This window comes from Allobosea sp. Leaf344, from assembly GCF_001426225.1.
Taxonomy (GTDB): domain Bacteria; phylum Pseudomonadota; class Alphaproteobacteria; order Rhizobiales; family Beijerinckiaceae; genus Allobosea.
The window spans coordinates 34,090-56,773 of sequence record NZ_LMRT01000001.1 but is presented as its reverse complement, the minus strand read 5'-3'; the positions used below and the strand labels follow the sequence as shown (position 1 = coordinate 56,773).

Genomic DNA, 22,684 nt, shown 5'->3' with positions numbered 1-22,684 from the left:
GCCGTCTTATGTCTGCCCCGGCTTCAGCTTGTAGAAGATGTGCTGGCCGATCGTGTCCATCTTCTTGAGCTTCTTGGCCCAATACGGCCTGACGTAATTGGCGTGGTAATGGGTCGAGGCGCCGACTTCGCTGAGATAGGTCGTGCCTTCATAGACCTCGCGGGCGATGCGGACCGCGTCGCGCCAGGGGCCGGGCTCGGTGATGCGCAGGGATTTGCCTTCGCAGGTGAAGGTGAACTGGCAGGCGAGGTGCCGGTTGCTGTTCTGGTAGACGACGCCGCAGACGGTGTTGGGGTAGAGCGGGCTCTTGACGCGGTTCAGCACCACCTGCGCCACCGCGGCGCGGCCCTCATCCGATTCCGAGCGGGCTTCGAAATACACCGCTTCCGCCAGGCAGCGCTGCTCGCGCGCCATCTGCTCGGGCTGGATCAGGCCGGTATAGATCTCGCGGCCCGTGTCGCCCTGCTTGCGGATGGCGCTGCTGCCCGTATTCGGCGTCTTGGCGAGCCCTTCCGGCCGCACCAGCGACACCTGCAGCGGCGCGCTGACGGGCGCCAGGGTCGCGACATTATAGGTCACCGAAGGCGTGCTGGAGGTCGAGGCGGAGCGCAGCGAGACCGACGGCGTCGAGCCGTCGACGCTTTCGAGATAGAGCTCGGCCTGGCGCGGCGAGGTGATCAGCGGGCGCAGCGCATGCGGCGAGGCGTCGGAGGCGGCCGGATCGGTCAGGCCCTGGTCATTGGCATAGGGCACGAAGCCGATCTGCAGCTCCTGTCCCGGCTCGGCGTCGGGGGCGGGGCGGGTGAAGCCCGCCGAGATCAGCTTCGGCTGCGTGTCGCCGAACACGACCTGCTCCAACTCGCCCGGGAAACGCCCGGTCAGGCTCGGCCGCAGCCCGGGCAGCGGGTCGCTCTTGGCGCTGCGATTGACCTCCGGAAAGCTCTTGGCGGCGCGCTTCAGATCCTCGCGCGGCTGGCGCGGATCGATGGCGATCACCCGTTCCGGGTCGGAAAAGGAGAGATGCGCCTGGCGGAAGGAGGATTGCAGCGCGAGGCCCGGCAGGCGGAAGGAGCTGGCGGCGATGAGCAGCGAGGGACCTTCCGGCAGAGCCGAGGCGAAGGCCGGCGGCGTGCGGTGGACCAGCGAATAGGGCAGGCCGGGGCCGTCGTAATTCTGGCCGGCGGAGGCGGTGAAGGAGACGAGCAGCCCCATCGACAGCGCCCAGGGCGCGACCGTGGCCACGGCCCATTTCAGCCCGACCGACCCGATCCGCCTTGTCCGTTTGCGAAGACGCACCTGACTGACACCCACTCGACCATCGACAGCCACGCAGCGCGACCGGATCGAGGATCGCAAGCGCAGAATTCCGTTATGGCTTCGGTAGGGTTGAGCCGGGGTTAATGAGCCGTCGCGCGGGCTGGCGGAAACTGGCACAGCCGCAGCGAAGGACTGAAAGGGCGGCTTGCGTCCATGCAGGTTTGTGATGCGCGATCTCACCAATTGGCATTAGAGATCGTGATGAGTCTGTCGCTATTTTGCGGCCGCTTCCCAATCCGGCGCGAGCGCCGCGGAGACCGATCCATGACCATTGCCGCCAAGCGGGGCTATGCTCCGGAGATCATCGTCGCCGGCGGCTGCCTGATCGCCCTGATCACCTTCGGGCCGCGCGCCAGCGCCGGGCTGTTCCAGATCCCGATGACGCTGGAATTCGGCTGGGGCCGCGACACCTTCAGCCTCGCCATCGCCATCCAGAACCTGCTCTGGGGCCTGGGCGCACCCTTCGCCGGCGCGGTCGCCGACCGTTTCGGCACCATCCGCGTGCTCTGCTTCGGCGCCGTGCTCTATGCGCTCGGCCTCGTCACCATGGGCGTCGCCACCACCCCGCTCGCCATGCATATGGGCGCCGGCGTGCTGATCGGCTTCGGGCTCTCCGCCTGCTCCTTCAACCTCGTCCTCGCCGCCTTCGGCAAGCTGCTGCCGGAATCCTGGCGCCCCATGGCCTTCGGCGCCGGCACCGCCGCCGGCTCCTTCGGCCAGTTCCTGTTCCCGCCGATCGGCAATATCCTGATCGAGCAGATCGGCTGGCATCAGGCGCTTTACGTCTTCGCCCTGTCGGTGCTGCTGGTGATGCCGCTGACCGTGGTGCTGGGGACCCGCAAGGGCCAGGCCCAGCCGGTCTCGGCGGCCAATCTGCCGAACCAGTCGGTGGCGCAGGCGCTGAGCGAGGCCTTCAAGCACCGCTCCTATGTGCTGCTGGTGCTCGGCTTCTTCACCTGCGGCTTCCAGCTCGCCTTCATCACCGCCCATATGCCGGCCTATCTCAAGGATGTCGGCATGCCCGCCTGGGTCGGCGGCTGGACGCTCGCCGTCATCGGCCTGTCCAATGCCGTCGGCTCGCTCTCCTCGGGCTGGCTGTCCTCGCGCATGCCCAAGCGCCATCTGCTGGCCTGGATCTATTTCGGCCGCTCCGTCGCCATCCTGGCCTTCATCATGCTGCCGCCCAGCCCGGCGACGGCGATGCTGTTCGGCGTGGTCATTGGCCTGTTCTGGCTCTCCACCGTGCCGCCGACCTCCTCGCTGGTGATGCTGATGTTCGGCACGAAATACATGGCGATGCTCTATGGCTTCGCCTTCTTCTCGCATCAGGTTGGCGGATTCCTCGGCGTGCTGCTCGGCGGCGTGCTCTATGAGGCGTTCGGCTCCTACACCATCGTCTGGTGGCTCTCGATCGGACTCGGCATTCTCTCCGCGCTGATCAACCTGCCGATCGTCGAGCGCCCGGTCGACCGGCCGCTGCCGGCCCCGCAGCCTGCCTGACCGCGCGACGGTCGGTTCCCCCTGCGATAGACGTTGCGTGAGCCGGGCCGGATTTGCGACAGTCCGGTCCAGGAGGAACCGATCATGTCGACATTCAAGGCGCTGGTCGCCAGCAAGGGCGAGACGGGCACCGAACTCGCCTTCCGCGACTTCGCCGAAGCCGATCTGATGGAGGGCGACGTCACGGTCCGCGTCACCCATTCCACCGTCAACTACAAGGATGGGCTCGCGCTGACCGGGCGGGCGCCGGTGGTCCGCCGCTGGCCGATGATCCCGGGCATCGATTTCGCCGGCCGGGTGGAAAGCTCCGAGCATCCCGATTTCAAGCCGGGCGATCTCGTGATCCTGAACGGCTGGGGGACGGGCGAGACGCATCTCGGCGCCTATGCGCAGAAGAGCCGCGTCAAAGGCGATTGGCTGGTGCCGCTGCCGGAAGGCATGAATCCCGACGAGGCCATGGCCATCGGCACCGCCGGCTACACCGCCATGCTCTGCGTGCTGGCGCTGGAGAGATATGGGCTGCGCCCCACCGACGGCCCTGTCGTGGTCACGGGTGCGGCCGGTGGCGTCGGCTCGATCGCCATCGCGCTGCTCGCCAAGGCGGGCTGGCATGTCATCGCCTCGACCGGGCGCGCGGAGGAGGCCGATTACCTCAAGGAACTCGGCGCCGCCGAGATCATCGACCGCGCCGAACTCTCCGCGCCGGGCCGCCCGCTCGGCAAGGAGCGCTGGATCGCCGGCGTCGACGCGGTGGGCTCGCACACCTTGGCCAATCTCCTGTCGATGACCCGCTATGGCGGCGCCATCGCGGCTTGCGGCCTGGCGCAGGGGCTGGATCTGCCGGCCTCGGTCGCGCCCTTCATCCTGCGGGGCGTGGCGCTGCTCGGCATCGATTCCGTGATGTGCCCGAAGCCGCGACGGCTGGAGGCCTGGCAGCGCCTGGCGAGCGGCCTGGACCGCGACAAACTCGCGCTGATGACCACGCTGATTCCGTTAGCCGATGTCCCCGAGACAGGACGCGCGATCCTGGACGGCAAGGTCAGGGGCCGCGTCGTGGTCGAGATCGGGTGAGGGAGAGGCCCACGCGGCCGGCCTGAGCGCCGGCTGCGCGGCGAAGACGCGCTCTCGCTCCGGCCCGCGGCTAGCCCTCGCCTTCGATCAGCCCGCGGCGCTTGGCCAGCTCGTTGCCGCAGAAATCCATGAAGGCGCGCACGCGCGGGGCGTTGCGGATGTCGGGATGGGTGAGGATCCACAGCCCGGTCGAGAAATCCGGATCGGGCGGCATCAGCCGGATCAGGCCAGGGCGCTGATCGGCGATGAAACAGGGCAGGGGGCCGATGCCCAGCCCCTGCTCGACCGCCTCGGTCAGCCCGAGCACGGCCGAACTGCGCAGCGCGATCCGCTGCGGATCGACATGGTCGCGGACATAGCGCGCCGCTTTGACATGGCTGAGCTGATCGCCGAGGGCGACCCAGTCGCGCTGGAACAGCGCCTTCGGATCCGCCTGCTCGTCCGGGCTCAGCCCCTGCTCGGCCCGGCCGTAGATGGCCCAGGTCAGCGTCGCGATGCGGCGCCCGACCAGCGTCTCGCCGGGGGTGTCGCTGGCGCGAATCGCGATGTCGGCGTCGCGTTTCGACAGGTTGAGCGTCTGGTTGCCGATCACGACGTCGAGCCGGATCAGCGGATGCGCGGCGCGGAAGGCGGCGAAGATCGGCAGCAGCACGTTGAGATACAAAGTATCGGTGGTGGTGACGCGCAATTCGCCGGAGGGTGCCACGTCGCGGCCGGCGAGCTTGCGCCCGAAGGCCGTGACGTCCTCCTCCATCCGCGCCGCCAGCGCCGCCATCTCGGTGCCGGCCACGGTGGCGACATAGCCGGTCTTCCGGCGTTCGAAGAGCGGCAGGCCGAGCTGCTCCTCGATCTGCCCCAGCCGCCTGAACACGGTGGAATGATTGACGTTGAGCGCATGGGCCGCCCCGGTCAGACCATCATGATCGGCAATGGCCTTGATCAGGCGGAAATCGTCCCAAGCCAGGTTATTGTGCATCGTCACCTCTCGACCTGGCCGTGACCATGCCGAAATCTTGCGAGGTTGCAAGCGAGTCTTTGCCGTCGGCCGTCGCGTTCAGCGCGGGGCGGCGGCGCGGGCCAGACGGTCGTTGATCGCCTCGCCCAGCCCCTCCTGCGGGATGGCGGCTACGGCGATGATCGCAGGCCCCATCGCGTCGAGCCGGCGGAGATGGCCGAAGAGCCGGGAAGCCGCCTCCCTGAGATCGCCCGCCGGGCTGAGGTTCAGCGATTCCTCGGGCAGCGCGGCATCGGGTTCGGGGCCGAAGCCGAGCCAGGCTTCCCCGGCCCGCGGCGCCTCGGCCTCCAGCCTGACCCTGGCCGCCGGCGCATAATGCGACGCCAGGAGACCCGGCGAGATCGGCGCCATCCCGGCCTCCCCAGCCAGCACCAAGGGACGGCCGATCACCGCCTCGATCGCGGCGCGCGGGATGCCGCCCGGGCGCAGCAGCCGCGGCGCTCCGTCGAGGCAGGAGACGATCGTCGATTCGACCCCGACCTCACAGGGCCCGGCATCGAGCACGGCATCGATCCGCCCCGCGAGATCGGCCAGCACATGGGCGGCGCTGGTGGCGCTGATCCGGCCGGAGCGATTGGCGGACGGGGCGGCGATCGGCCGGCCCGCCGCCTGCAGCACGGCCTGCGCGACCGGATGCGCCGGCACGCGCAGCGCCACGCTCGGCAAACCCGCCCGCGCGAGATCGCAGACCGTGCAGTCGGGGCCGGCCGGCACGACCAGCGTCAGCGGGCCCGGCCAGAAGGCCCGGGCGAGGGCCAGTGCATGCGCATCGAACACGCCCTGCCGGCGCGCCGCCGCGAGATCGGGCAGATGCGCGATCAGCGGGTTGAAGCTGGGGCGCTCCTTGGCGGCGTAGATCCCCGCCACCGCCTCGCCCGATGTCGCATCGGCGGCGAGGCCGTAGACGGTCTCGGTCGGGATCGCCACCAGGCCCCCGCCGCGCAGCAGCGCCGCGGCCTGTGCGATGCCGTCCGCATCCGCCTGCAGTCTCGGCGTTTCGCGCTCTCGCAACGGCATTGACCCCTGATGGTTTACATATAAACTAAATCGGCTGCGACATGCCGCCGGGGGCTGGATACCCAGCCTCTCCGTGGCGTGGGGGATAGTTCCTCGCTACCATCCCGGCAACGTCAAAAGCGAGAGCCCCGCCCGGGATGCGGCGACGGGGGCGTCGGAGGAGAAGATCATGCAGTATCGCGCGCCGGTCGAAGACATCATCGCCACATTGCGCCATGTCGCCGGGCTCGACCGGCTGGTCGCGGATGGGCTGGCGCCGGAGCTGGAGGGCGGCGTCACCGAGGCCGTGCTCGACGAGGCGGCGAAATTCGCGCAGGACGTGATCGCCCCGCTCAACCGGATCGGCGACAAGCACGGCTCCGTGCTGAAGGATGGGGCGGTCACCACCCCGCCCGGCTGGAAGGAGGCCTATCACGCCTGGGCCCAGGCCGGCTGGAACGCGCTGCCGGCGCCCGAGGCGCATGGTGGGCAGGGCCTGCCGCTCATGCTGCAATCCGCCTGCACCGAGATGTGGAACTCGGCCGCGCTCGCCTTCGCGCTCGGCCCGCTGCTGACCGTCGGCGCCATCGAGGCGCTGGAGGCGCATGGCTCCGAGCAACTGAAGCGGACCTATCTCGCCAAGCTCGTCTCGGGCGAATGGATGGGCACGATGAACCTGACCGAGCCGCAGGCGGGCTCCGATCTCAACGCGCTGCGCACCAAGGCCGAGCGCGCCGGGGACGGCACCTATCGCATCACCGGCCAGAAGATCTACATCACCTATGGCGAGCACGACATGACCGAGAACATCGTGCATCTCGTTCTCGCGCGCCTGCCCGACGCCCCGGCCGGCACCCGCGGCATCTCGCTGTTCCTGGTGCCGAAATTCCTGGTCAACGAGGATGGGTCGCTCGGCGCGCATAACGACCTGCGCTGCTCCGGCATCGAGCACAAGCTCGGCATCCACGCCTCGCCGACCTGCTCCATGGCCTATGGCGATCGGGGCGGGGCCATCGGCTGGCTGATCGGCGAGGAGAATCGCGGCCTCGCCTGCATGTTCACGATGATGAACAATGCCAGGCTGAACGTGGCGCTGCAGGGCGTCGCCATCGCCGAGCGCGCCTATCAGCAGGCTCTGGCCTTCGCGCAGGACCGCCGCCAGGGCACGGCGCTCGACGCCCCCAAGGGCGCGCCGATGAGCCCGATCATCGTCCATCCCGACGTGCGCCGCATGCTGATGGAGATGCGCGCCAAGACCCAGAGCGCCCGCGCTTTGTGCTTCGTGCTGGCCGAGGCGATCGACCGCTCGCGCCGCGCGCCCGACGAGGCGGCGCGCAAGCAGGCCTCCGAACGCGCCGCCATCCTCACCCCCGTCGCAAAGGCCTACGCCACCGATATCGGCATCGAGGTCGCCTCCACCGGCGTGCAGGTCCATGGCGGCATGGGCTTCGTCGAGGAGACCGGCGCGGCCCAGCATCTGCGCGACGCGCGCATCTGCACGATCTACGAGGGCACCAACGGCATCCAGGCGATCGACCTCGTGCTTCGCAAGCTGCCGCTCTCCGGCGGCGCGGCGGTCAGGGCGCTGATCGCGGAGATGCGCGGCGTCGTCGCCCAGGTCGAGCAGGCGAATACGCCGGGCTTCGGCCACAGCGCCGCCAGGCTGAAGGCCGCGGTCGACGCGCTGGAACGCGCCACCGACTGGATGCTCGAGACGATGGGTGCCGATCAGGGTGCCGCGCTCGCCGGCGCGACGCCCTATCTCAAGCTCTTCGCCCTCGCCCAGGGCGGCACCGGGCTCGCCCGCAAGGCGCTCGCGCTGAAGGGGGAGGAGGGCGGCCTCGCCCATCTCGCCACCGCGCGCTTCTATGCCGAGCAGATCGTCACGGAGGCCCCGGCGCTGGAGCTGGCGGTGACCGAGGGGGCAGGCGCCGTGGCCGATGCCGACGTGGTCTTCGCGGCGTGAGCGAGGCCCCGCGCCCGCTGGCCGGCCGCATCTGCCTGGTCGCAGGCGCGTCGCGCGGACTCGGCCGCGGCATCGCCCAGGCTCTGGGCGAGGCGGGGGCGACCGTCATCGTCACCGGCCGCTCCAGCGAAGCCGGGCCGCATACCGATCAGCGCCCCGAGACCTTCGAGGACACCGCCCGTGCGGTCGAGGCGGCCGGCGGCAAGGGTCATCCCTATCGCTGCGACCATACCAGCGAGCGCGACGTCGACATGCTGGTCGCCTGGGCGCTGCGCCGCTTCGGCCGGCTCGATTGCGTGGTCGATGCGGTCTGGGGCGGCAATGAGGGCTATGATGGCCGCCTCTACAGCGACGGCTCCGCATTCGGAGCCCCGTTCTGGCGCCGGCCGGTCGCACGTCTCGGTCAGGGCTTCGAGAGCGGCGTCTATGCGCAATTGCTGCTGGCGCGGGCGGTCGCGCCGGCAATGGTCCAGGCCCGCCGCGGCCTCTTCGTCACGATCAGCTTCGACACCGGCGCGGGCTATCTCGGCGACGTCTTCTACGATCTCGCCAAGGCCGCGATGAACCGGCTGACCCTGGCCATGGGCCATGAGCTCGCGCCCTTCGGCGTCACCGCGCTCGGGCTCTCGCCGGGCCATGTCCTGACCGAACGCGTGGCCGAGGCCGGGCTGGCGGAGCAGACCACGGAGACCCCCGCCTATGCCGGGCGCTGCGTCGCGGCGCTGCTCGGCGACGAGGCCGTCGGCCGCTATGGCGGCCAGACCCTGGCTGTCGCCGATCTCGCCAGGATCTACGGCTTCACCGATCGCGACGGCCGCCAGCCCGGCCGTTTCACCATTCCGCAGTAACAGGGGAGGCGCGACCGATGTCGCTCAGGAACAAGACGCTCTTCATCACCGGCGGCTCGCGCGGCATCGGCCTCGCCATCGCGCTGCGAGCCGCCCGCGACGGCGCCAATGTCACCATCGCGGCCAAGACGGCGGAGCCCCACCCCAAGCTCCAGGGCACGATCTACACGGCCGCGGCCGAGATCGAGGCGGCGGGCGGCAAATGCTTGCCGCTGATGGTCGATGTGCGCGAGGAGGCGCAGGTCGCAGCGGCGATCGCCCGGACGGCCGAGACCTTCGGCGGCATCGACATCGTCGTGAACAACGCCAGCGCGATCTCGCTGACCAATACTGCGATGACCGATATGAAGCGCTTCGACCTGATGCACCAGATCAATACGCGCGGTACCTTCATGGTCTCGAAATATGCCATTCCCTATCTGGAAAAGGCCGAAAACCCGCATATCCTGATGCTCTCGCCGCCGCTCGACATGAGCATGCGCTGGTTCGCGCCGCATCTCGCATATTCCATCGCCAAATACGGGATGAGCCTCTGCGTGCTCGGGCTGGCGGGGGAGCTGGCGCCGAAGGGCATCGCCGTCAACGCGCTCTGGCCGCGCACCACCATCGCCACCGCCGCGGTGCAGAACCTGCTCGGCGGCGACAAAATGGTACAGGCGAGCCGCACCCCCGAGATCCTGGCCGATGCCGCCCATCTGATCTTCGGCAAGCCGGCGCGGGAATTTTCCGGCCAGTTCCTGATCGACGACAGCTTCCTGGCCGGCGAGGGCATCAACGATTTCACGCCCTACCGTGTCGATCCCTCGGTCCCGCTGATGCCGGATTTCTTCGTGCCGGCCGATCATCTGCCGCCGCAGGGCGTGAAGGGCGGGATGTGAGCGGCGACCCGGTCGCGGCCGCGCAATGGCGGCCGATGGCGGAGGATGATCTGCCGGCGGTGCTGGCCGTGGCGGAGCGCGTGCATCCGGATTTCCCGGAGGATGAAGCCGTCTTCGCCGAGCGCCTCGCCCTCTACCCCGCCGGCTGTCACGTGCTCGCTAACGGGGCGGGGATCGGCGGTTATCTGATCTTCCATCCCTGGCAGGGCGAGGCGCCGCCGGCGCTGAACACCTGCCTCGGCGCCCTGCCCAGGCCGGCGAGCGCCTATTACCTGCACGACCTCGCCATCCTGCCCGGGCTGCGCAAGGCGGGCGCCGGCGGCGCGGCCCTGTCGATGCTGATGGCGCATGCCGCCCGCATGGGCCTCGGCACGGTCCGGCTCGTCGCCGTCGGCGGCTCGGCTCCGTTCTGGCGCCGCCACGGCTTCCTCCCGGTCGGCACGCCGGAGCTCGCCGGCAAGCTCGCCTCCTATGGCGCCGACGCGCAGCTGATGGCGCTGTCGCTGGAGCGACGCTAGCGGCCCGCGCCGAGACCGGGCCGCCGGGCCCGGCACGCCGTCTTGGCCCTCGAGCCGGACTCGGCCTATACCGCCGGACCGATACGGCACCATTCGCAGCGAAAGTCCGCCATGCTCCTCATCCACGGCATCTGCCCCGATCATGGCGATCGGCTGATCCATCGCCAGCTCGCGGCCGGAGAGCCGTTTCCGGCAGGCGCCGTCTGGATCGATCTGGTCAATCCCGTCGCCGCGGAGGACAAGCAGGTCGAGGCGCATCTCGGCATCTCGATCCCGACCCGCGAGGAAATGCACGATCTCGAACCCTCCGAGATCATCTACACCGAGAATGGCGCGCATTACATGACCGCGCGCGTGATCTGCCACTCCGATTCCGACGTTCCGGTGCTGGCCGACGTGACCTTCATCCTGACCGAGCGCGCGCTGGTGACGGTGCGCTATGACGAGCCCGGCGCTTTCAACATCTTCCTCAACCGCGTGACCAAGCCCGGCGGCTGCGGGATGGAGCCGGAGGCGGTGATGGAAGGGCTCTTCGAGGCGGTGGTGGATCGGGCGGCGGAGGTGCTGCGCGGCGTCGGCGACAAGGTCGACTTCGCCTCGCGCCGGATCTTCGCGGGCCGATCCTCCGATGTCGAGCGGGGCGGCGCCTATAAGGGAGTGCTGCAGAAGATCGGCCAATACGAGCACATCATCTCCAATGTGCGCGAGAGCATGGTCTCGGTCGAGCGCGTGCTCCTGTTCCTCTCGGCCAATTACAAGCGTCCCAAGAAGGCCGTCAGCGGCTTCTCGCCGGAATGGCGCACCTCGATCCGGGACGTGCAGGCGATCGAGGAACACGCGACCTTCCTCTCCAGCAAGCTGCAATTCATGCTGGACGCGACGCTGGGCCTGGTCAGCCTCGAGCAGAACAAGATCATCAAGCTGTTCTCGGTCGTCTCGGTGGTGATGATGCCGCCGACGCTGATCGCCTCGATCTACGGCATGAACTTCAAGCTGATGCCCGAGCTGGAGTGGCCCTATGGCTATCCCATGGCGCTGGGCCTGATGTTCCTCTTCGCCGTGCTGCCCTATCTGTTCTTCCGCTGGAAGAAATGGCTGTAGCCTGGATCAGGCGCGGCGGTCGGGATCGCGCCGGCCGACGAGGAACGGCATCGCCAGCCCCAGCCCGAGAAAGCGCGCGAGATGATGCGCGCCGACATAGAGCGGATCGAGCCCCAGCGTGAAGGCGAGCATCGCCATGGCCTCCAGACCGCCCGGCGCGAAGGCCAGCATCGCCGTGGAATAGGGCACGCCGGCGACCAGCGCCGCCGGCCAGGCGAAGGCGAAGGCCACGCCGATCGAGACCACGAAGCCGCCCAGCGCCAGCGGGAACAGCATCAGCAATTCGCTGCGCTTCACCGTGGAGATGCGCCCGCCCATCACGGCGCCCAGCATCACCAGCACGGCATTCTGGGCGAGCACCGGCAGATTGCCCTCGACCAGCCCGGTGCCGTGCAGGATGGCGCTGGCGATGGTGGCGCCGAGGATGGTCGGCGCGGTGATGCGCAGCAGCGCGAAGATTTTGGCCCCGATCACGCCGCAGCCGAGCACGAGCAGCGTTTCGGGCAGGCTCGAGACGATGGCGGCCGGCCGGATCGCGAGGATCTCAGACGTCCCGCCATATTGCATCAGCCCCGGCAGGAAGGCGACGAGGACCAGGATGCGGAACAGCTGGATCACCGAGATCCGCCCGATATCGGCGCCCTTGGCATGGGCGACCGCGATCACCGCGGTCAGCGCGCCGGGCGCGGAGGCGAGGATCGCGTCCGTCCAGCTCCAGCGCCCGACATAGCGGAGATAGGCGCCGGTCGCGACGATGATCGCGGTGAGGCCGAGGAACAGCACGGCGAGCGAGGCCGGATAGCGCGCCACGGCACCGACGGCCTCCGGCGTCGCGGCCGAGCCGATCAGCGCGCCCGAGAGCAGCATCGTCGCCTCGAACCAGCCCTTGCGCAGGCCTGGCAGGGGCCGGACCAGGCCGAAAGCGGCGACGGCGAGCATCGAGCCCGACAGCCAGGCCGCCTCCGCCCCGGTCAGTGCGAAGAGTGCGCCGCCCATGGCGGCGAGCGACAGGACCGCCAGCTCTCCCTTGAGCGGCGCGTAAAATCTTGGGGGCAACAGCGGCAAGGCGGGGACAGATCCGGGACGCGTCGAGGGCAGGGGGCGGGACGCGATCGGGCGGATGGCGCCGCGCCTAATGTCGCCAGAGCCGACGTCGGCGTCAATTTGCCTGGACGCAGACCCGGCCTGCGCCGGGGCTCCCGTCTTAGGCCCGGCAGCTTTCCGCCGGGCGCGCCGCTCAGGCCTCGCCCAGCGCCTTCTGCAGCCGCGCCACCGTCTCCGTCAGATCGGAGGATTTGCGCGCGAAACACAGCCGCAGGCCGGTCTCGCCACCGGGGCCGAAGGCGGTCCCCGGCGCCAGGCCGACATTGGCGCGGTCGACGAGCTCGATCGCCAGGGCGCGGGAATCGCTGCGGCCATCGACGCTGAAGAACTGGTAGAAGGCCCCGGCCGGCGCGGCGAGCGAGACCTTGTTCGTCGCCTTCAGCCCCTCCGCGATGATGCGCCGCCCCTCGGTCGCCCGCGCGATCTGCTCGGCGACGAAGGGCTCCCCCTCGACCATGGCCGCGGTCGCGGCGCGCTGGACGAAGACGGGGCTGCCCGAGGTGGAATACTGGATCAGATTCTCGATCACCTGGCCGAGTTCGGCCGGCGCCTCCAGCCAGCCGATGCGCCAGCCGGTCATCGCCCAGTTCTTCGAGAAGGTCTGCACGAAGAGCACGCGGTCCTGCGCGTCCATGACGTCGTGGAAGGATGCGGCCCGCTTCTGCCCGTCATAGACGAAGCGGCCATAGATCTCGTCGGCGATGATCCAGATGCCGTGTTTGCGGGCGAGCGCCAGCAGGGCCGAGAGCTCCTCGCGCGTCGCCGTCCAGCCTGTCGGATTGGCGGGGGAGTTGATCACCAGCGCGCGGGTGCGGGGCGTGATCGCGGCGGCGAGCTTGTCGAGATCGAGGCTGAAGCGCCCCTCCGACAGATCCATCGCGACGCAGACCGCTTTGGCGCCGGCGATGCCGATGGCGGCGGCGAAATTCGGCCAGGCCGGGGTCGGGATCACCAGCTCGTCACCGGGCCCGGCGACGAGGCGCACGGCGATCTGGACCGATTGCATGCCCGAGCCGGTGACGAAGAAGCGGTCCGGCGAGAAATCCTGCCCGTACAGCGCTGTATGATATTGCGCGATCGCCTCGCGCAATTCCGGCACGCCGCGCTGCCAGGTGTAGAAGGTCTCGCCATCCGCCAGCGATTTCTCGGCGGCGCGGATGATGAAGTCCGGCGTCGGGAGGTCGCCTTCGCCGACCCAGAGCGGGATCAGCCCCTGCTTCAGCCGGCCGTGATTGACCACTTCGACGATGCCGCTCTCCGGGGCGCTGCGCGCCTCGGGGCGGATGGCGGACAGAAAATCGCCGCCCCCGATCATGCTGTTCATGGCAATGGCCTCGCGAAAACGCTTTCCGCCCTGCTTTAGCTCATCGGCGGGCCGGCGCGCATGAATTCGCGAGATCGGGTCCATCGCCCGCGCTGATGGATGGCGCCGCCGCGTGCTAGGGCTGGCGCTGTTTCAGCAGGTCGCGGATCTCCGCCAGCAGCACCACATCGGCCGGCGGGACCGCGGGCGCGGGCGGCGCGGCCGCCTCCTGCCGCTTCAGCCGGTTGATCAGCTTCACCACCACGAACAGCACGGCCGCGATGATCGTGAAATTGATCGCCGCCGTGACGAAGGAGCCATAGGCGAAGACGGCGCCCTGCTTGCGGGCCTCCTCCAGCACCGGCGAGGTGACGGCGCTGTTCAGCCCGATGAAGTAATTCGAGAAATCCACCCCGCCCAGCGCGCCGAAGAACGGCATGATCACGTCGCCGACCAGCGATTCCACGATCTTGCCGAACGCCGCGCCGATGACCACGCCGATGGCGAGGTCGATGACATTGCCCTTCAGGGCGAATTCGCGAAATTCCTTCAGCATCCCCAGCCCTCCAACCGGTGCGTCCGCGCACGCCGACAGCATAGGGCGAAGTTGCGGGGAGGGAATAGCTCCGCCGGCTGACGCCGCCCGGCCGTCCGGTCCCGGCCCCGCCGAAAGCGCTATGGCGGTGGCTGGCGGCGGCCGCTACGATCCATCCGCACGAGAGCGGCCATGGAGGCGAGATGATCCCGGCCTGGACGGTCATATTGGGGGCGCTCGCCTATCTCTGCGGGCTCTTCGCCGTCGCGCATATGGCCGACACCTCGGGCCGCCGCCTGATGAGCGGGCGGGCGCGGACCACGATCTACGCGCTCGCCCTCGGCGTCTATTGCACCTCCTGGACCTTCTACGGATCGGTCGGCTTCGCCAGCCGCGCCGGGCTCGACTTCCTCGGCATCTATGTCGGGCCGATCCTCGTCATCGGCTTCGGCCATCGCTTCGTCGCGCGCATCGTCGAGATCGCGAAATCGCAGAACATCACCTCGATCGCCGATTTCGTCGGCGCCCGTTACGGCAAGAGCGAACGCGTCGCGGCGCTGGTCTGCCTCGTCGCGGTGATCGGCGCGCTGCCCTATATCGCGCTGCAGCTCAAGGCGGTCTCGAGTTCGCTCTCGGTCTTCCTGGCGGCGACCGGCAGCCAGCCGACGACGCCGGATCTCCCCGTGCTGAGCGATCTCGCCTTTCTCGTCGCGCTTGTGCTGGCCGGCTTCGCCTGCGCCTTCGGCACGCGCCATATCGACGCCACCGAGCATCAGGACGGGCTCGTCCTCGCGATCGCGGTGGAATCGCTGATCAAGCTCGTCGCCTTCCTGGTGATCGGGGTCTTCGTCGTCTACGGGCTGTTCGACGGCGCGACCGATCTCTTCGCGCAGGCGGCCGAGCGGGCGGGCTCGGCCGGCCCGGTCTGGGAGCGGACGTCGAACTGGCCGACCTTCCTGACGCTGACGCTGCTCTCGTCCTGCGCCTCGCTGCTGCTGGCCCGGCAGTTCCACATGACGATCGTCGAGAACCGCGATGTCCGCGACGTCAGGCGCGCCGCCTGGATGTTCCCGGTCTATCTGATCGCGATCAACCTCTTCGTGCTGCCGCTCGCCGTGGCCGGCGAGGTGCTGCTGCCGGGCAGCGGCGTCGACCGAGACATGACCGTGCTGCTGCTGCCGCTGCAGAGCGAGGCCGGCCTGCTGGCGCTGCTGGTGTTCCTCGGCGGCCTGTCGGCCGGCACGGCGATGGTGATCGTCGCCTCGGTGGCGCTGGCGATCATGATCTCGAACCACCTCGTCATGCCGCTGCTGCTGCGCGGGCGCCGCGGCCTGAGCGCGCCGGCCTCCGCGGCGCTGGTGCGCTCGCAGGCCCAGAGCGAGGGCGCGACCGGCGGCGATCTCGGCTCGAAGGTCGTCGTCATCCGCCGCATCGCCATCCTCGTCGTCATCCTGCTCGGCTACGCCTATTACCGCGCGGCCGGCGAGGCGGCGCTGGTCTCGATCGGCCTGCTCTCTTTCGCCGCGACGGCGCAGATCGCGCCGGCCTTCTTCGGCGGGCTGGTCTGGCGGCGCGGAACGGCGCCGGGCGCCGCGGCGGGGCTGGTCACCGGCATCGCCGTCTGGGCCTACACGCTGCTGATGCCCAGCATCGCCACGCCGACCGGGGCCTGGGCGGAGATCGTCGCGCATGGCCCGCTCGGGCTCTCCGCTTTGCGTCCGCAGGCGCTGTTCGGCCTCGATCTCGATCCGCTGCCGCATGGCGTTGTCTGGAGCCTCGGCCTCAATCTCCTCGCCTATCTCGGCTTCTCGCTGATGCGGCCCGCCAATGCGATGGAGAGGCTGCAGGCCAACGCCTTCGTCGCCTCCGACCGGGCCACCATGGCGCAATCCTTCTCGCTCTGGCGCTCCAGCGTCACCGAGATGGAGCTGCAATCCACCATCGGCCGCTATCTCGGCCATGAGCGGACGCAGCGCGCCTTCGAGGGCTTCGCCGCCGGGCGCGGCGAGGAGCTCGCGCCCAATCGCGAGGCCGACATCCACATGCTGCGCTTCGGCGAGCATCTGCTGTCCTCGGCGATCGGCGCCGCCTCGTCGCGGCTGGTGCTGTCGCTGCTGCTGCGGCGGCGCAATCTCAGCACCGAGGCGGCCTTCAAGCTGCTCGACGACGCCTCCGCCGCGTTGCAGTACAATCGCGACATCCTCCAGCACGGGCTCGACCATGCCGGGCAGGGCATCACGGTGCTGGACCGCGACCTGCGCCTGCTGGCCTGGAACCAGGCCTTCATCCAGCTCTACGACCTGCCGCCCTCGCTGGTCCGCTTCGGCACCGGCCTCGACGAAATCGTGCGCTACAACGCCGCCCGCGGCGCCTATGGCGTCGGCGAGGAGGACGAGCTGATGGCGGCGCGGCTGGAGAGCTTCGTCAATGATCGCGAGCCGGTGCGCCTGAAGCTCTACCCGGCCAAGAAGGTCATCGAGATCCGCTCCAACCCGCTGCCCGATGGCGGCCTCGTCACCACCTATACCGACATCACCGAGGCGGTGGAGGCCCAGGAGGCGCTCGAACGCACCAATGAGAGCCTGGAGCGCCGCGTCGTCGAGCGCACCGAGGAGATCCTGCGCGTCAATGCCGAGCTGCAGCGGGCCAAGGCCGAGGCCGAGGAGGCCAACGCCTCCAAGACCCGCTTCCTCGCCGCGGCCAGCCACGACATCCTGCAGCCGCTCAATGCGGCCAGGCTCTACGCGACCTCGCTGGTCGAGCGCGATCGCGGCGCCGGCAGGCCGGAGCTCGCCGAGAACATCGACGCCTCGCTCGACGCGGTCGAGGAGATCCTGACCGCGCTGCTCGAGATCTCGCGGCTGGACGGCGGCGCGCTGCGGCCGGAGATCACCTCCTTCCGCCTCGACGAGCTGATGCGCCAGCTGCAGCGCGAATTCGAGCCGAGCGCCCAGGAAAAGGGGCTGAAGCTGGTCTTCACGCAGACGCAGCTGACCCTGCGCTCCGACCGGAGGCTGCTGCGGCGGCTGTTGCAGAACCTGGTCTCGAACGCGATCAAATACACGCCGAGCGGCAAGGTGCTGGTCGGCTGCCGCCGGCGCGACGGCCAGGTCTCGGTCGAGGTGCTGGATACCGGGCTCGGCATCCCGCAGAGCAAGCAGAAGACCGTGTTCCGGGAGTTCCAGCGGCTCGACCAGGGTGCCAGGGTGGCGCGCGGGCTGGGGCTCGGCCTCTCCATCGTGCAGCGCATCGCCCGCGCGCTGGACCACCGGCTGACGCTGACCTCGGTGCCCGGCCGCGGCACGCGTTTCAGCGTGCTCGTGCCCCGCGCCGCGCCCCTGCCGGCCATGGCCGTGTCCTCCACCGCGAGGCCGGGTCCGGCGGGGCAGCTCGGCGGCCTGCGGCTGCTCGTCATCGACAATGAACCGGCGATCCTCGACGGCATGAAGGGCCTGCTGGAGGGCTGGGGCTGCGTCGTCGCCACGGCCTCGGGGGTCGACGAGGCGCTGCGGCAGATGCGCGGCGGCGGCCAGCCGGACGTGGTCATCGCCGATTATCATCTCGACCAGGGCAATGGGCTCACCGCCATCAGCACGCTGCGCGAGCGGGCCAGCGGCCGGCTGCCCGCGATCCTGCTCACCGCGGACCGGACGCCGCAGGTGCGGGAGGCGGCCCTGGCGCTGGAGGTCCATCTGCTGAACAAGCCGCTGAAGCCCGGCGCCCTGCGCGCTCTGCTGGCGCAATGGCGTGCGACGAGGCTGGCGGCGGAGTGAGGCTCCCTCTTCCGGGCCGGCCGCTCAGGCGGCAGCGGCTCCGGCCAGGCGCATCGCATCCTCCGCCGCGAGAAAGGCCGCGACCTCCGCCGTCGGCGCCGGGCTCTCGGCGGTGATGCCGATCTCGGCCATCAGCCGCGCCACCGGCACGAAGCTCTTTTCCTGCCTGTCATAGAGCGCCGCCCTGACCAGCGCGCTCGCGGCGACGATGGTCCCGCCATCGCGCGATTTGCGCAGGATCCGGTGCTGCATCACCAGCCAGCCCTCGCCCCAGCACAGGATACGGGTTTCCAGCGTGATCGGCTGGAACAGCCGCAATTCGCGCCGGAAGCGGATCGCGCCGGCATTGACCACCGGCACCCAGCGATGGCGCAGCACCGCCCGCCACAGCCCGGTGCGCAGCATCAGATCGGTGCGGCCGAGATCCATCAGCGACCAGTAGCGGCCGTTATTCATGTGCAGGCTGGTGTCGAGATCATGCGGCCAGACCCGGAAGGCCAGCTGCGAGGCCTGTCCCAGCGGATGCAGGCGTGGGCGGAACGGCGTCGTCAGGAGGAGCCAGAGCAGGCGCAGCCAGAGATTCATGATCGGATGTCGCGGCAGGCGGGCAGGGAGCAGCAGCTTCTAGCCGCGGCACGGCAAAAGTCGATAGGCTTCGCCCAGCCCGAATCCAGCCAGGACCCGCGATGCCCACCCTGCACGTCTCCTCCCTGTCGAAGCTTCACGACACCGTCGCCAGCGTGGGCGCCACCCATGTCGTCACGCTGATCAACGCCAGCACGCTGGTCGAGCGGCCGGCCGGCATCGCCCCGGAGCGCCATCTCTTCCTCGGCCTCTCCGACATCGTCTCGCCGATGGACGGGCACATCGTCCCGGCGGAGGCGCATGTCTCGCGCTTCCTCGATTTCATCCGGGAGTGGCGGCGCAGCGGGCCGCTCGTCATCCATTGCTGGGCCGGCATCAGCCGCTCCACCGCCGGCGCCTATATCGCCGCCTGCGCTCTGGCTCCGGAGCGCGACGAGGAGGTCATCGCCGCCGCCTTGCGGGCCGCGTCTCCCTCGGCCACCCCCAATGCGCGGCTGGTCGCGCTGGCCGATGCGATGCTCGGCCGCGACGGGCGGATGATCGCCGCGATCGACCGCATCGGACGCGGCGCCGATGCGTTCGAGGGCACGCCCTTCGAGCTCGCTCTGGCCTGAACGGCCGCGGTATCTCCTGCCGCCGCCGCCACCAGAATGAGCGGTTTGCGCCGCGCATTTCGGCAGGCTAAGCAGAATATTGCTTGCATCACCGGGATTTTGCGACAATGCATCGCGGAACCAGGGGCGTTTCCACCATGACCATCGAACTCGATTCCCGCGACCGCTCGATCCTCAGGATCCTGCAGACGGATGGCCGCATTACCAATTCGGATCTGGCGGAGAAGGTGCATCTCTCGCCCTCGGCCTGCCTGCGCCGCGTCCGCCAGCTCGAGGAGAGCGGGCTGATCAAGGGCTATGCCATGGTCCTCGACGACAGGACCGCGGGCTTTCCCGGCACGGCCTTCGTCTTCGTGACGCTCGACCAGCAGGGGCGCGCCTCGCTGGAGGGCTTCGAGCAGGCGGTGCAGAACCTGCCCGAGATCCTGGAATGCCACCTGCTCGCCGGGGCGCATGACTACATGATGCGCGTGATCTACCGCGACAGCGCCGATTTCGAGCGCATCCACACCGATATCATCACCCAGCTCCCCGGCGTCACGCGGGTGCAGTCGACGCTGACGCTGCGCACCATCAAGAAGACCTCGGTGCTGCCGGTCTGATGGCCGGGCTTGCGGCGTCTTGCGCGACAGCCGATAAGAGCGCCGCAACAGGAATCGCCGCCTTGACCGAGACCATCGCCAATGCCGACGTCGCCAGCCTTGCCTTCGAGGAGGCGCTGAAGCAGCTCGAGGCCATCGTCGCCCGTCTCGAGCGCGGCGACGTGCCGCTCGAGGAATCGATCGACATCTACACCCGCGGCGAGGCGCTGAAGGCCCGCTGCGACGCGCTGTTGAAGCAGGCCGAGGCGCGGATCGAGCGGATCACCCTCGGGGCCGACGGCAGGCCGACCGGGACCGCGCCGCTCGACGTCGACAAATAGGCGGCCGCACCGGCGCGATGCCGCAGCGGTGATCGCGCCGGGTCCCGCTCTGTGGGGGGCGGGTCTTGCCCTGCGGGCGCGCGGCTGGCAGCGTTCCGTTTTGCCAAGGAGCCGCCATGTCCCAACTCCCGGCCGATGATCCGATCCTCGGCGATGCCCGTTCCTGCCAGGCGATCGAGCAGGTCATCGTCCCGCGCGCCCGGGATCTCGGCGGATTCTCGGTGCGCCGCGCGCTGCCCTCGATCGGGCGCAAGATGGTCGGCCCCTTCATCTTCTTCGACCAGATGGGCCCGGCCGAATTCCTGCTCGGCGAGGGGATCGACGTCAGGCCGCACCCGCATATCGGCCTGTCGACGGTCACCTATCTCTTCGATGGCGAGATCATGCACCGCGATTCGCTCGGCACGGAGCAGGCCATCCGCCCCGGCGCCGTGAACCTGATGACGGCCGGCAGCGGCATCGTCCATTCCGAGCGGACGGGGGCGGAGGAGCGGCTGAAGGCGCCCAAGCTCTACGGCATCCAAGCCTGGCTCGCTTTGCCGAAGACGCATGAGGAAGCCCCGCCCGCCTTCGTCCATCACGCCGCGCCGGAGCTGCCGCGCATCGTCGGCGAGGGCAAGCGCATCAGCCTGATCATGGGCCAGGCCTATGGCGAGACCTCCCCTGTGCGCTTCCCCTGGGAGGTTCTCTATGCCGAGGCCGTGCTGGCGCCGGGCGCCATCCTGCCGCTGGATGCCGATCATGAGGAGCGGGCCGTCTATATCGTGGCCGGGCGGATCGACATCGCCGGAGACGCGTTCGGCGCCGGGCAATTGCTGATCTTCAAGCCGGGCGACCGCATCTCGATTCTCGCCCTCGACCAGAGCCGGCTGATGCTGGTCGGCGGCGAGCCGATGGACGGTCCCCGCCACATCTGGTGGAATTTCGTCTCCTCCTCGAAGGAGCGCATCGACCAGGCCAAGGCGGAGTGGAAGGCCGGCCGTTTCGACACCGTCCCCGGGGACGAGGCCGAGTTCATTCCCCTGCCGGACGGTCCCTGAGGCTGGCACGCCCGGGGTCGCGGCACGGCTCATGCCGGAAGGCCGATCTCCGCCTCCGGCAGCGTCTTCAGCGACGGCATGCGCGACGCCAGGATGGCCAGGGTCGACAGGGCGAACAGGATCACCGGCAGCCAGATCGCCCAGGACAGTCCGAGCCATTCGGCGGCCAATCCCCCGGCCAGCGCTCCGACCGGGCGCATCCCGTACATCGCGGTGGTGAGCGTTGCGCTGACGCGGCCGAGCAGCGCCTGCGGCGTCACCGCCTGACGCAGGCTGGTCTGGACGATGAACCAGAGGATCGGGCCGAAGCCGAAGAGGAAGAAGGCCAGCCCCAGCACGGCGCCGCCCGATGTCGCGGGCGTCAGCGCGAGCAGCAGCGCGCCGGCCAGCGACGAGGCCGGGCCGAACACCAGCAGCACGCCGGTGGGTGAGCGCGCGATCAGCCATGGACCGGCGAGCGCGCCGAGGACGAGCCCCGCCCCATAGACCGAGGAGGCCAGTCCGATCGTCTCCGGCGACAGCGCCAGCACCCGCGACGCATAGGGCGCCATCACGCCGAGAAAGGCGAAGAAGGCGCAGTTCCAGGCGATGGCGCAGAGCGCGATCGGCCGGAGATAGCGATGCGAGGCGACGAAGCGCGCCCCTTCCGCGATCGCCCGATGCAGCGGCTGGCGTGGCCCTGGCGGCGGGCGATCGGCCGGCAGGCGCGACGATGCGGCCAGGATGAGCAGGCCGCAGGCGGCGCAGATGCCGAGCCCGATCTCGCCCGCCGCCCGCGCCACGGCCCAGCCGGCGATCAGCGGCGAGAGGATGGTGAAGACGGCCCGGCCGAGTTCGAGCCGGCCATTGGCACGCGGCAACAGCGCCACCGGCACCATGGTCGGCATCAGAACGAAGATCGACAGCGCGATGACGACCGGTCCCGCCGCCGCCAGGAAGGTCGAGGCCGCGAGCCAGACACCGATATGCCCGCCCGCCAGCAGGGCCGCGCCCATGAGCGAGCCGCCCGTCATCAGCGCCCCGCCGAGCCGGATCAGGGCGCGCGGCGCGATGCGATCGGCATAGACCCCGGCCGGAAGCGAGACGAGCAACCATGCGGCGGATTGCGCCGCCACCAGCATTCCGACCAGACGGGTGCTCGCCCCGGCCTGCGTCGCGCTGAGCGAGAGGGTGTCGAGCGCGAGCTTGTCGGCGAATTGCGCGAGGATGCCGGCGACGAGCAGGGCGGGCAGATGGGGAGACAAGATCATGGCGTCCTCGGCCGGTTGCGTCGGCTTTCGTGACACGGCCGAGGCCGGCGGACCCACCCGATTTCTGGGATTTACCTCTTAATGATGAACCCGCGCGAGGAACCCCTCTCCTGGAAGGAGAGGGGTAGGGGAGAGGTGTCGGCCGTTCGACGGGGAGGCGTTTTGGCGACGAAAAACAGGGTTCTGCCCGGAAACGCCGGTTCGCCTGCAGCTCCCGCGCCGGCTGGTGACGTTTGCGCCTCGCTGGTCGAGGGGCCGACACCTCACCCCTGCCCCTCTCCTTACAGGAGAGGGGTTCGCGCGCGCTTGCGGCGGCCGCACGGCGAGATAAGCGAGGGGGATTTCCTC

General features: G+C 69.5%; 20 protein-coding genes. 12 read left to right on the top strand and 8 right to left on the bottom strand.

Annotation, left to right across the window (positions count from 1 at the left end; genetic code table 11):
* Window positions 1-6 precede the first annotated feature (6 nt).
* Window positions 7-1,242: a cell wall hydrolase gene (locus tag ASG72_RS00240; RefSeq protein ID WP_056707326.1), complete on the bottom strand. Its 1,236-nt coding sequence runs from the start codon at window positions 1,240-1,242 to the stop codon at window positions 7-9.
* Window positions 1,243-1,581: 339 nt separating this feature from the next.
* Here ASG72_RS00240 and ASG72_RS00235 point away from each other — a divergent pair, with 339 nt between their 5' ends.
* Window positions 1,582-2,817 carry an MFS transporter gene (locus ASG72_RS00235; RefSeq protein WP_056707323.1) on the top strand — a complete coding sequence of 412 codons (1,236 nt, stop codon included), beginning with the start codon at window positions 1,582-1,584 and terminating at the stop codon, window positions 2,815-2,817.
* Between the two features lie 84 nt (window positions 2,818-2,901).
* Window positions 2,902-3,888: an MDR family oxidoreductase gene (locus tag ASG72_RS00230; protein WP_056707320.1), complete on the top strand. Its 987-nt coding sequence runs from the start codon at window positions 2,902-2,904 to the stop codon at window positions 3,886-3,888.
* Between the two features lie 70 nt (window positions 3,889-3,958).
* Here ASG72_RS00230 and ASG72_RS00225 read toward each other — a convergent pair whose 3' ends face one another.
* Both ASG72_RS00225 and ASG72_RS00220 read right to left on the bottom strand, forming a co-directional pair.
* A complete protein-coding gene (locus ASG72_RS00225) occupies window positions 3,959-4,864 on the bottom strand; it encodes a LysR family transcriptional regulator (RefSeq protein ID WP_056707317.1) in 906 nt (301 codons plus the stop codon).
* Window positions 4,865-4,942: 78 nt separating this feature from the next.
* A complete protein-coding gene (locus ASG72_RS00220; RefSeq protein ID WP_056707314.1) occupies window positions 4,943-5,920 on the bottom strand; it encodes an L-threonylcarbamoyladenylate synthase in 978 nt (325 codons plus the stop codon).
* Window positions 5,921-6,089: 169 nt separating this feature from the next.
* On the opposite strand from ASG72_RS00220, the gene ASG72_RS00215 reads away from it, so the two are divergent.
* The 5 genes from ASG72_RS00215 (at window position 6,090) to ASG72_RS00195 (ending at window position 11,210) form a co-directional block, all read left to right on the top strand.
* A complete protein-coding gene (locus ASG72_RS00215) occupies window positions 6,090-7,865 on the top strand; it encodes an acyl-CoA dehydrogenase (protein ID WP_056707311.1) in 1,776 nt (591 codons plus the stop codon).
* Window positions 7,862-8,713 (top strand): SDR family NAD(P)-dependent oxidoreductase, encoded by an 852-nt coding sequence (locus ASG72_RS00210; protein WP_082539963.1) that lies wholly within the window; start codon window positions 7,862-7,864, stop codon window positions 8,711-8,713. The genes ASG72_RS00215 and ASG72_RS00210 overlap by 4 nt, the downstream gene beginning before the upstream one ends.
* A 17-nt stretch (window positions 8,714-8,730) precedes the next feature.
* On the top strand, window positions 8,731-9,591 hold the full coding sequence (locus ASG72_RS00205; RefSeq protein WP_056707308.1) for an NAD(P)-dependent oxidoreductase: 861 nt from the start codon (window positions 8,731-8,733) through the stop codon (window positions 9,589-9,591).
* Entirely contained in the window at window positions 9,588-10,109 is a 522-nt protein-coding gene (locus tag ASG72_RS00200) for a GNAT family N-acetyltransferase (protein ID WP_244488642.1), read from the top strand. The genes ASG72_RS00205 and ASG72_RS00200 overlap by 4 nt, the downstream gene beginning before the upstream one ends.
* 111 nt (window positions 10,110-10,220) lie before the next feature.
* Entirely contained in the window at window positions 10,221-11,210 is a 990-nt protein-coding gene (locus ASG72_RS00195; protein ID WP_056707304.1) for a magnesium transporter CorA family protein, read from the top strand.
* Between the two features lie 6 nt (window positions 11,211-11,216).
* On the opposite strand, the gene ASG72_RS00190 is transcribed toward ASG72_RS00195, so the two are convergent.
* The 3 genes from ASG72_RS00190 to mscL form a co-directional block, all read right to left on the bottom strand.
* Window positions 11,217-12,275 (bottom strand): AbrB family transcriptional regulator, encoded by a 1,059-nt coding sequence (locus ASG72_RS00190; protein ID WP_056707301.1) that lies wholly within the window; start codon window positions 12,273-12,275, stop codon window positions 11,217-11,219.
* Window positions 12,276-12,447: 172 nt separating this feature from the next.
* Window positions 12,448-13,638: a pyridoxal phosphate-dependent aminotransferase gene (locus ASG72_RS00185; protein WP_082540099.1), complete on the bottom strand. Its 1,191-nt coding sequence runs from the start codon at window positions 13,636-13,638 to the stop codon at window positions 12,448-12,450.
* A 115-nt stretch (window positions 13,639-13,753) separates the two neighbouring features.
* Entirely contained in the window at window positions 13,754-14,173 is a 420-nt protein-coding gene (gene mscL / locus ASG72_RS00180; protein WP_056707298.1) for a large conductance mechanosensitive channel protein MscL, read from the bottom strand.
* A gap of 182 nt (window positions 14,174-14,355) precedes the next feature.
* On the opposite strand from mscL, the gene ASG72_RS00175 reads away from it, so the two are divergent.
* Window positions 14,356-17,925: a NahK/ErcS family hybrid sensor histidine kinase/response regulator gene (locus ASG72_RS00175; RefSeq protein WP_056707296.1), complete on the top strand. Its 3,570-nt coding sequence runs from the start codon at window positions 14,356-14,358 to the stop codon at window positions 17,923-17,925.
* Window positions 17,926-17,949: 24 nt separating this feature from the next.
* On the opposite strand, the gene ASG72_RS00170 is transcribed toward ASG72_RS00175, so the two are convergent.
* Complete coding sequence (locus ASG72_RS00170; protein WP_056707293.1) at window positions 17,950-18,510, bottom strand: thioesterase family protein; 561 nt, start codon at window positions 18,508-18,510, stop codon at window positions 17,950-17,952.
* A 101-nt stretch (window positions 18,511-18,611) separates the two neighbouring features.
* Here ASG72_RS00170 and ASG72_RS00165 point away from each other — a divergent pair, with 101 nt between their 5' ends.
* The 4 genes from ASG72_RS00165 (at window position 18,612) to ASG72_RS00150 (ending at window position 21,086) form a co-directional block, all read left to right on the top strand.
* Window positions 18,612-19,124: a tyrosine phosphatase family protein gene (locus ASG72_RS00165; protein ID WP_056707292.1), complete on the top strand. Its 513-nt coding sequence runs from the start codon at window positions 18,612-18,614 to the stop codon at window positions 19,122-19,124.
* A 137-nt stretch (window positions 19,125-19,261) separates the two neighbouring features.
* Window positions 19,262-19,726: an Lrp/AsnC family transcriptional regulator gene (locus ASG72_RS00160; RefSeq protein WP_200939868.1), complete on the top strand. Its 465-nt coding sequence runs from the start codon at window positions 19,262-19,264 to the stop codon at window positions 19,724-19,726.
* A gap of 62 nt (window positions 19,727-19,788) precedes the next feature.
* Complete coding sequence (locus ASG72_RS00155) at window positions 19,789-20,046, top strand: exodeoxyribonuclease VII small subunit (protein ID WP_056707289.1); 258 nt, start codon at window positions 19,789-19,791, stop codon at window positions 20,044-20,046.
* A gap of 116 nt (window positions 20,047-20,162) precedes the next feature.
* A complete protein-coding gene (locus tag ASG72_RS00150) occupies window positions 20,163-21,086 on the top strand; it encodes a pirin family protein (RefSeq protein WP_056707284.1) in 924 nt (307 codons plus the stop codon).
* A 29-nt stretch (window positions 21,087-21,115) separates the two neighbouring features.
* Here the strand turns inward: ASG72_RS00150 and ASG72_RS00145 are convergent, their stop codons facing one another.
* Window positions 21,116-22,336 (bottom strand): MFS transporter, encoded by a 1,221-nt coding sequence (locus tag ASG72_RS00145; protein WP_056707282.1) that lies wholly within the window; start codon window positions 22,334-22,336, stop codon window positions 21,116-21,118.
* Between the last annotated feature and the right edge of the window lie 348 nt (window positions 22,337-22,684).

Bases quoted from the DNA above. Each gene is read 5' to 3' on its own strand.
- ASG72_RS00235 (WP_056707323.1), top strand. From the start codon at position 1,582: ATGACCATTGCCGCCAAGCGGGGCTATGCTCCGGAGATCATCGTCGCC.
- ASG72_RS00230 (WP_056707320.1), top strand. From the start codon at position 2,902: ATGTCGACATTCAAGGCGCTGGTCGCCAGCAAGGGCGAGACGGGCACC.
- ASG72_RS00225 (WP_056707317.1), bottom strand. From the start codon at position 4,864: ATGCACAATAACCTGGCTTGGGACGATTTCCGCCTGATCAAGGCCATT.
- ASG72_RS00220 (WP_056707314.1), bottom strand. From the start codon at position 5,920: ATGCCGTTGCGAGAGCGCGAAACGCCGAGACTGCAGGCGGATGCGGAC.
- ASG72_RS00215 (WP_056707311.1), top strand. From the start codon at position 6,090: ATGCAGTATCGCGCGCCGGTCGAAGACATCATCGCCACATTGCGCCAT.
- ASG72_RS00205 (WP_056707308.1), top strand. From the start codon at position 8,731: ATGTCGCTCAGGAACAAGACGCTCTTCATCACCGGCGGCTCGCGCGGC.
- ASG72_RS00195 (WP_056707304.1), top strand. From the start codon at position 10,221: ATGCTCCTCATCCACGGCATCTGCCCCGATCATGGCGATCGGCTGATC.
- ASG72_RS00185 (WP_082540099.1), bottom strand. From the start codon at position 13,638: ATGAACAGCATGATCGGGGGCGGCGATTTTCTGTCCGCCATCCGCCCC.
- mscL (WP_056707298.1), bottom strand. From the start codon at position 14,173: ATGCTGAAGGAATTTCGCGAATTCGCCCTGAAGGGCAATGTCATCGAC.
- ASG72_RS00175 (WP_056707296.1), top strand. From the start codon at position 14,356: ATGATCCCGGCCTGGACGGTCATATTGGGGGCGCTCGCCTATCTCTGC.
- ASG72_RS00170 (WP_056707293.1), bottom strand. From the start codon at position 18,510: ATGAATCTCTGGCTGCGCCTGCTCTGGCTCCTCCTGACGACGCCGTTC.
- ASG72_RS00165 (WP_056707292.1), top strand. From the start codon at position 18,612: ATGCCCACCCTGCACGTCTCCTCCCTGTCGAAGCTTCACGACACCGTC.
- ASG72_RS00160 (WP_200939868.1), top strand. From the start codon at position 19,262: ATGACCATCGAACTCGATTCCCGCGACCGCTCGATCCTCAGGATCCTG.
- ASG72_RS00150 (WP_056707284.1), top strand. From the start codon at position 20,163: ATGTCCCAACTCCCGGCCGATGATCCGATCCTCGGCGATGCCCGTTCC.
- ASG72_RS00145 (WP_056707282.1), bottom strand. From the start codon at position 22,336: ATGATCTTGTCTCCCCATCTGCCCGCCCTGCTCGTCGCCGGCATCCTC.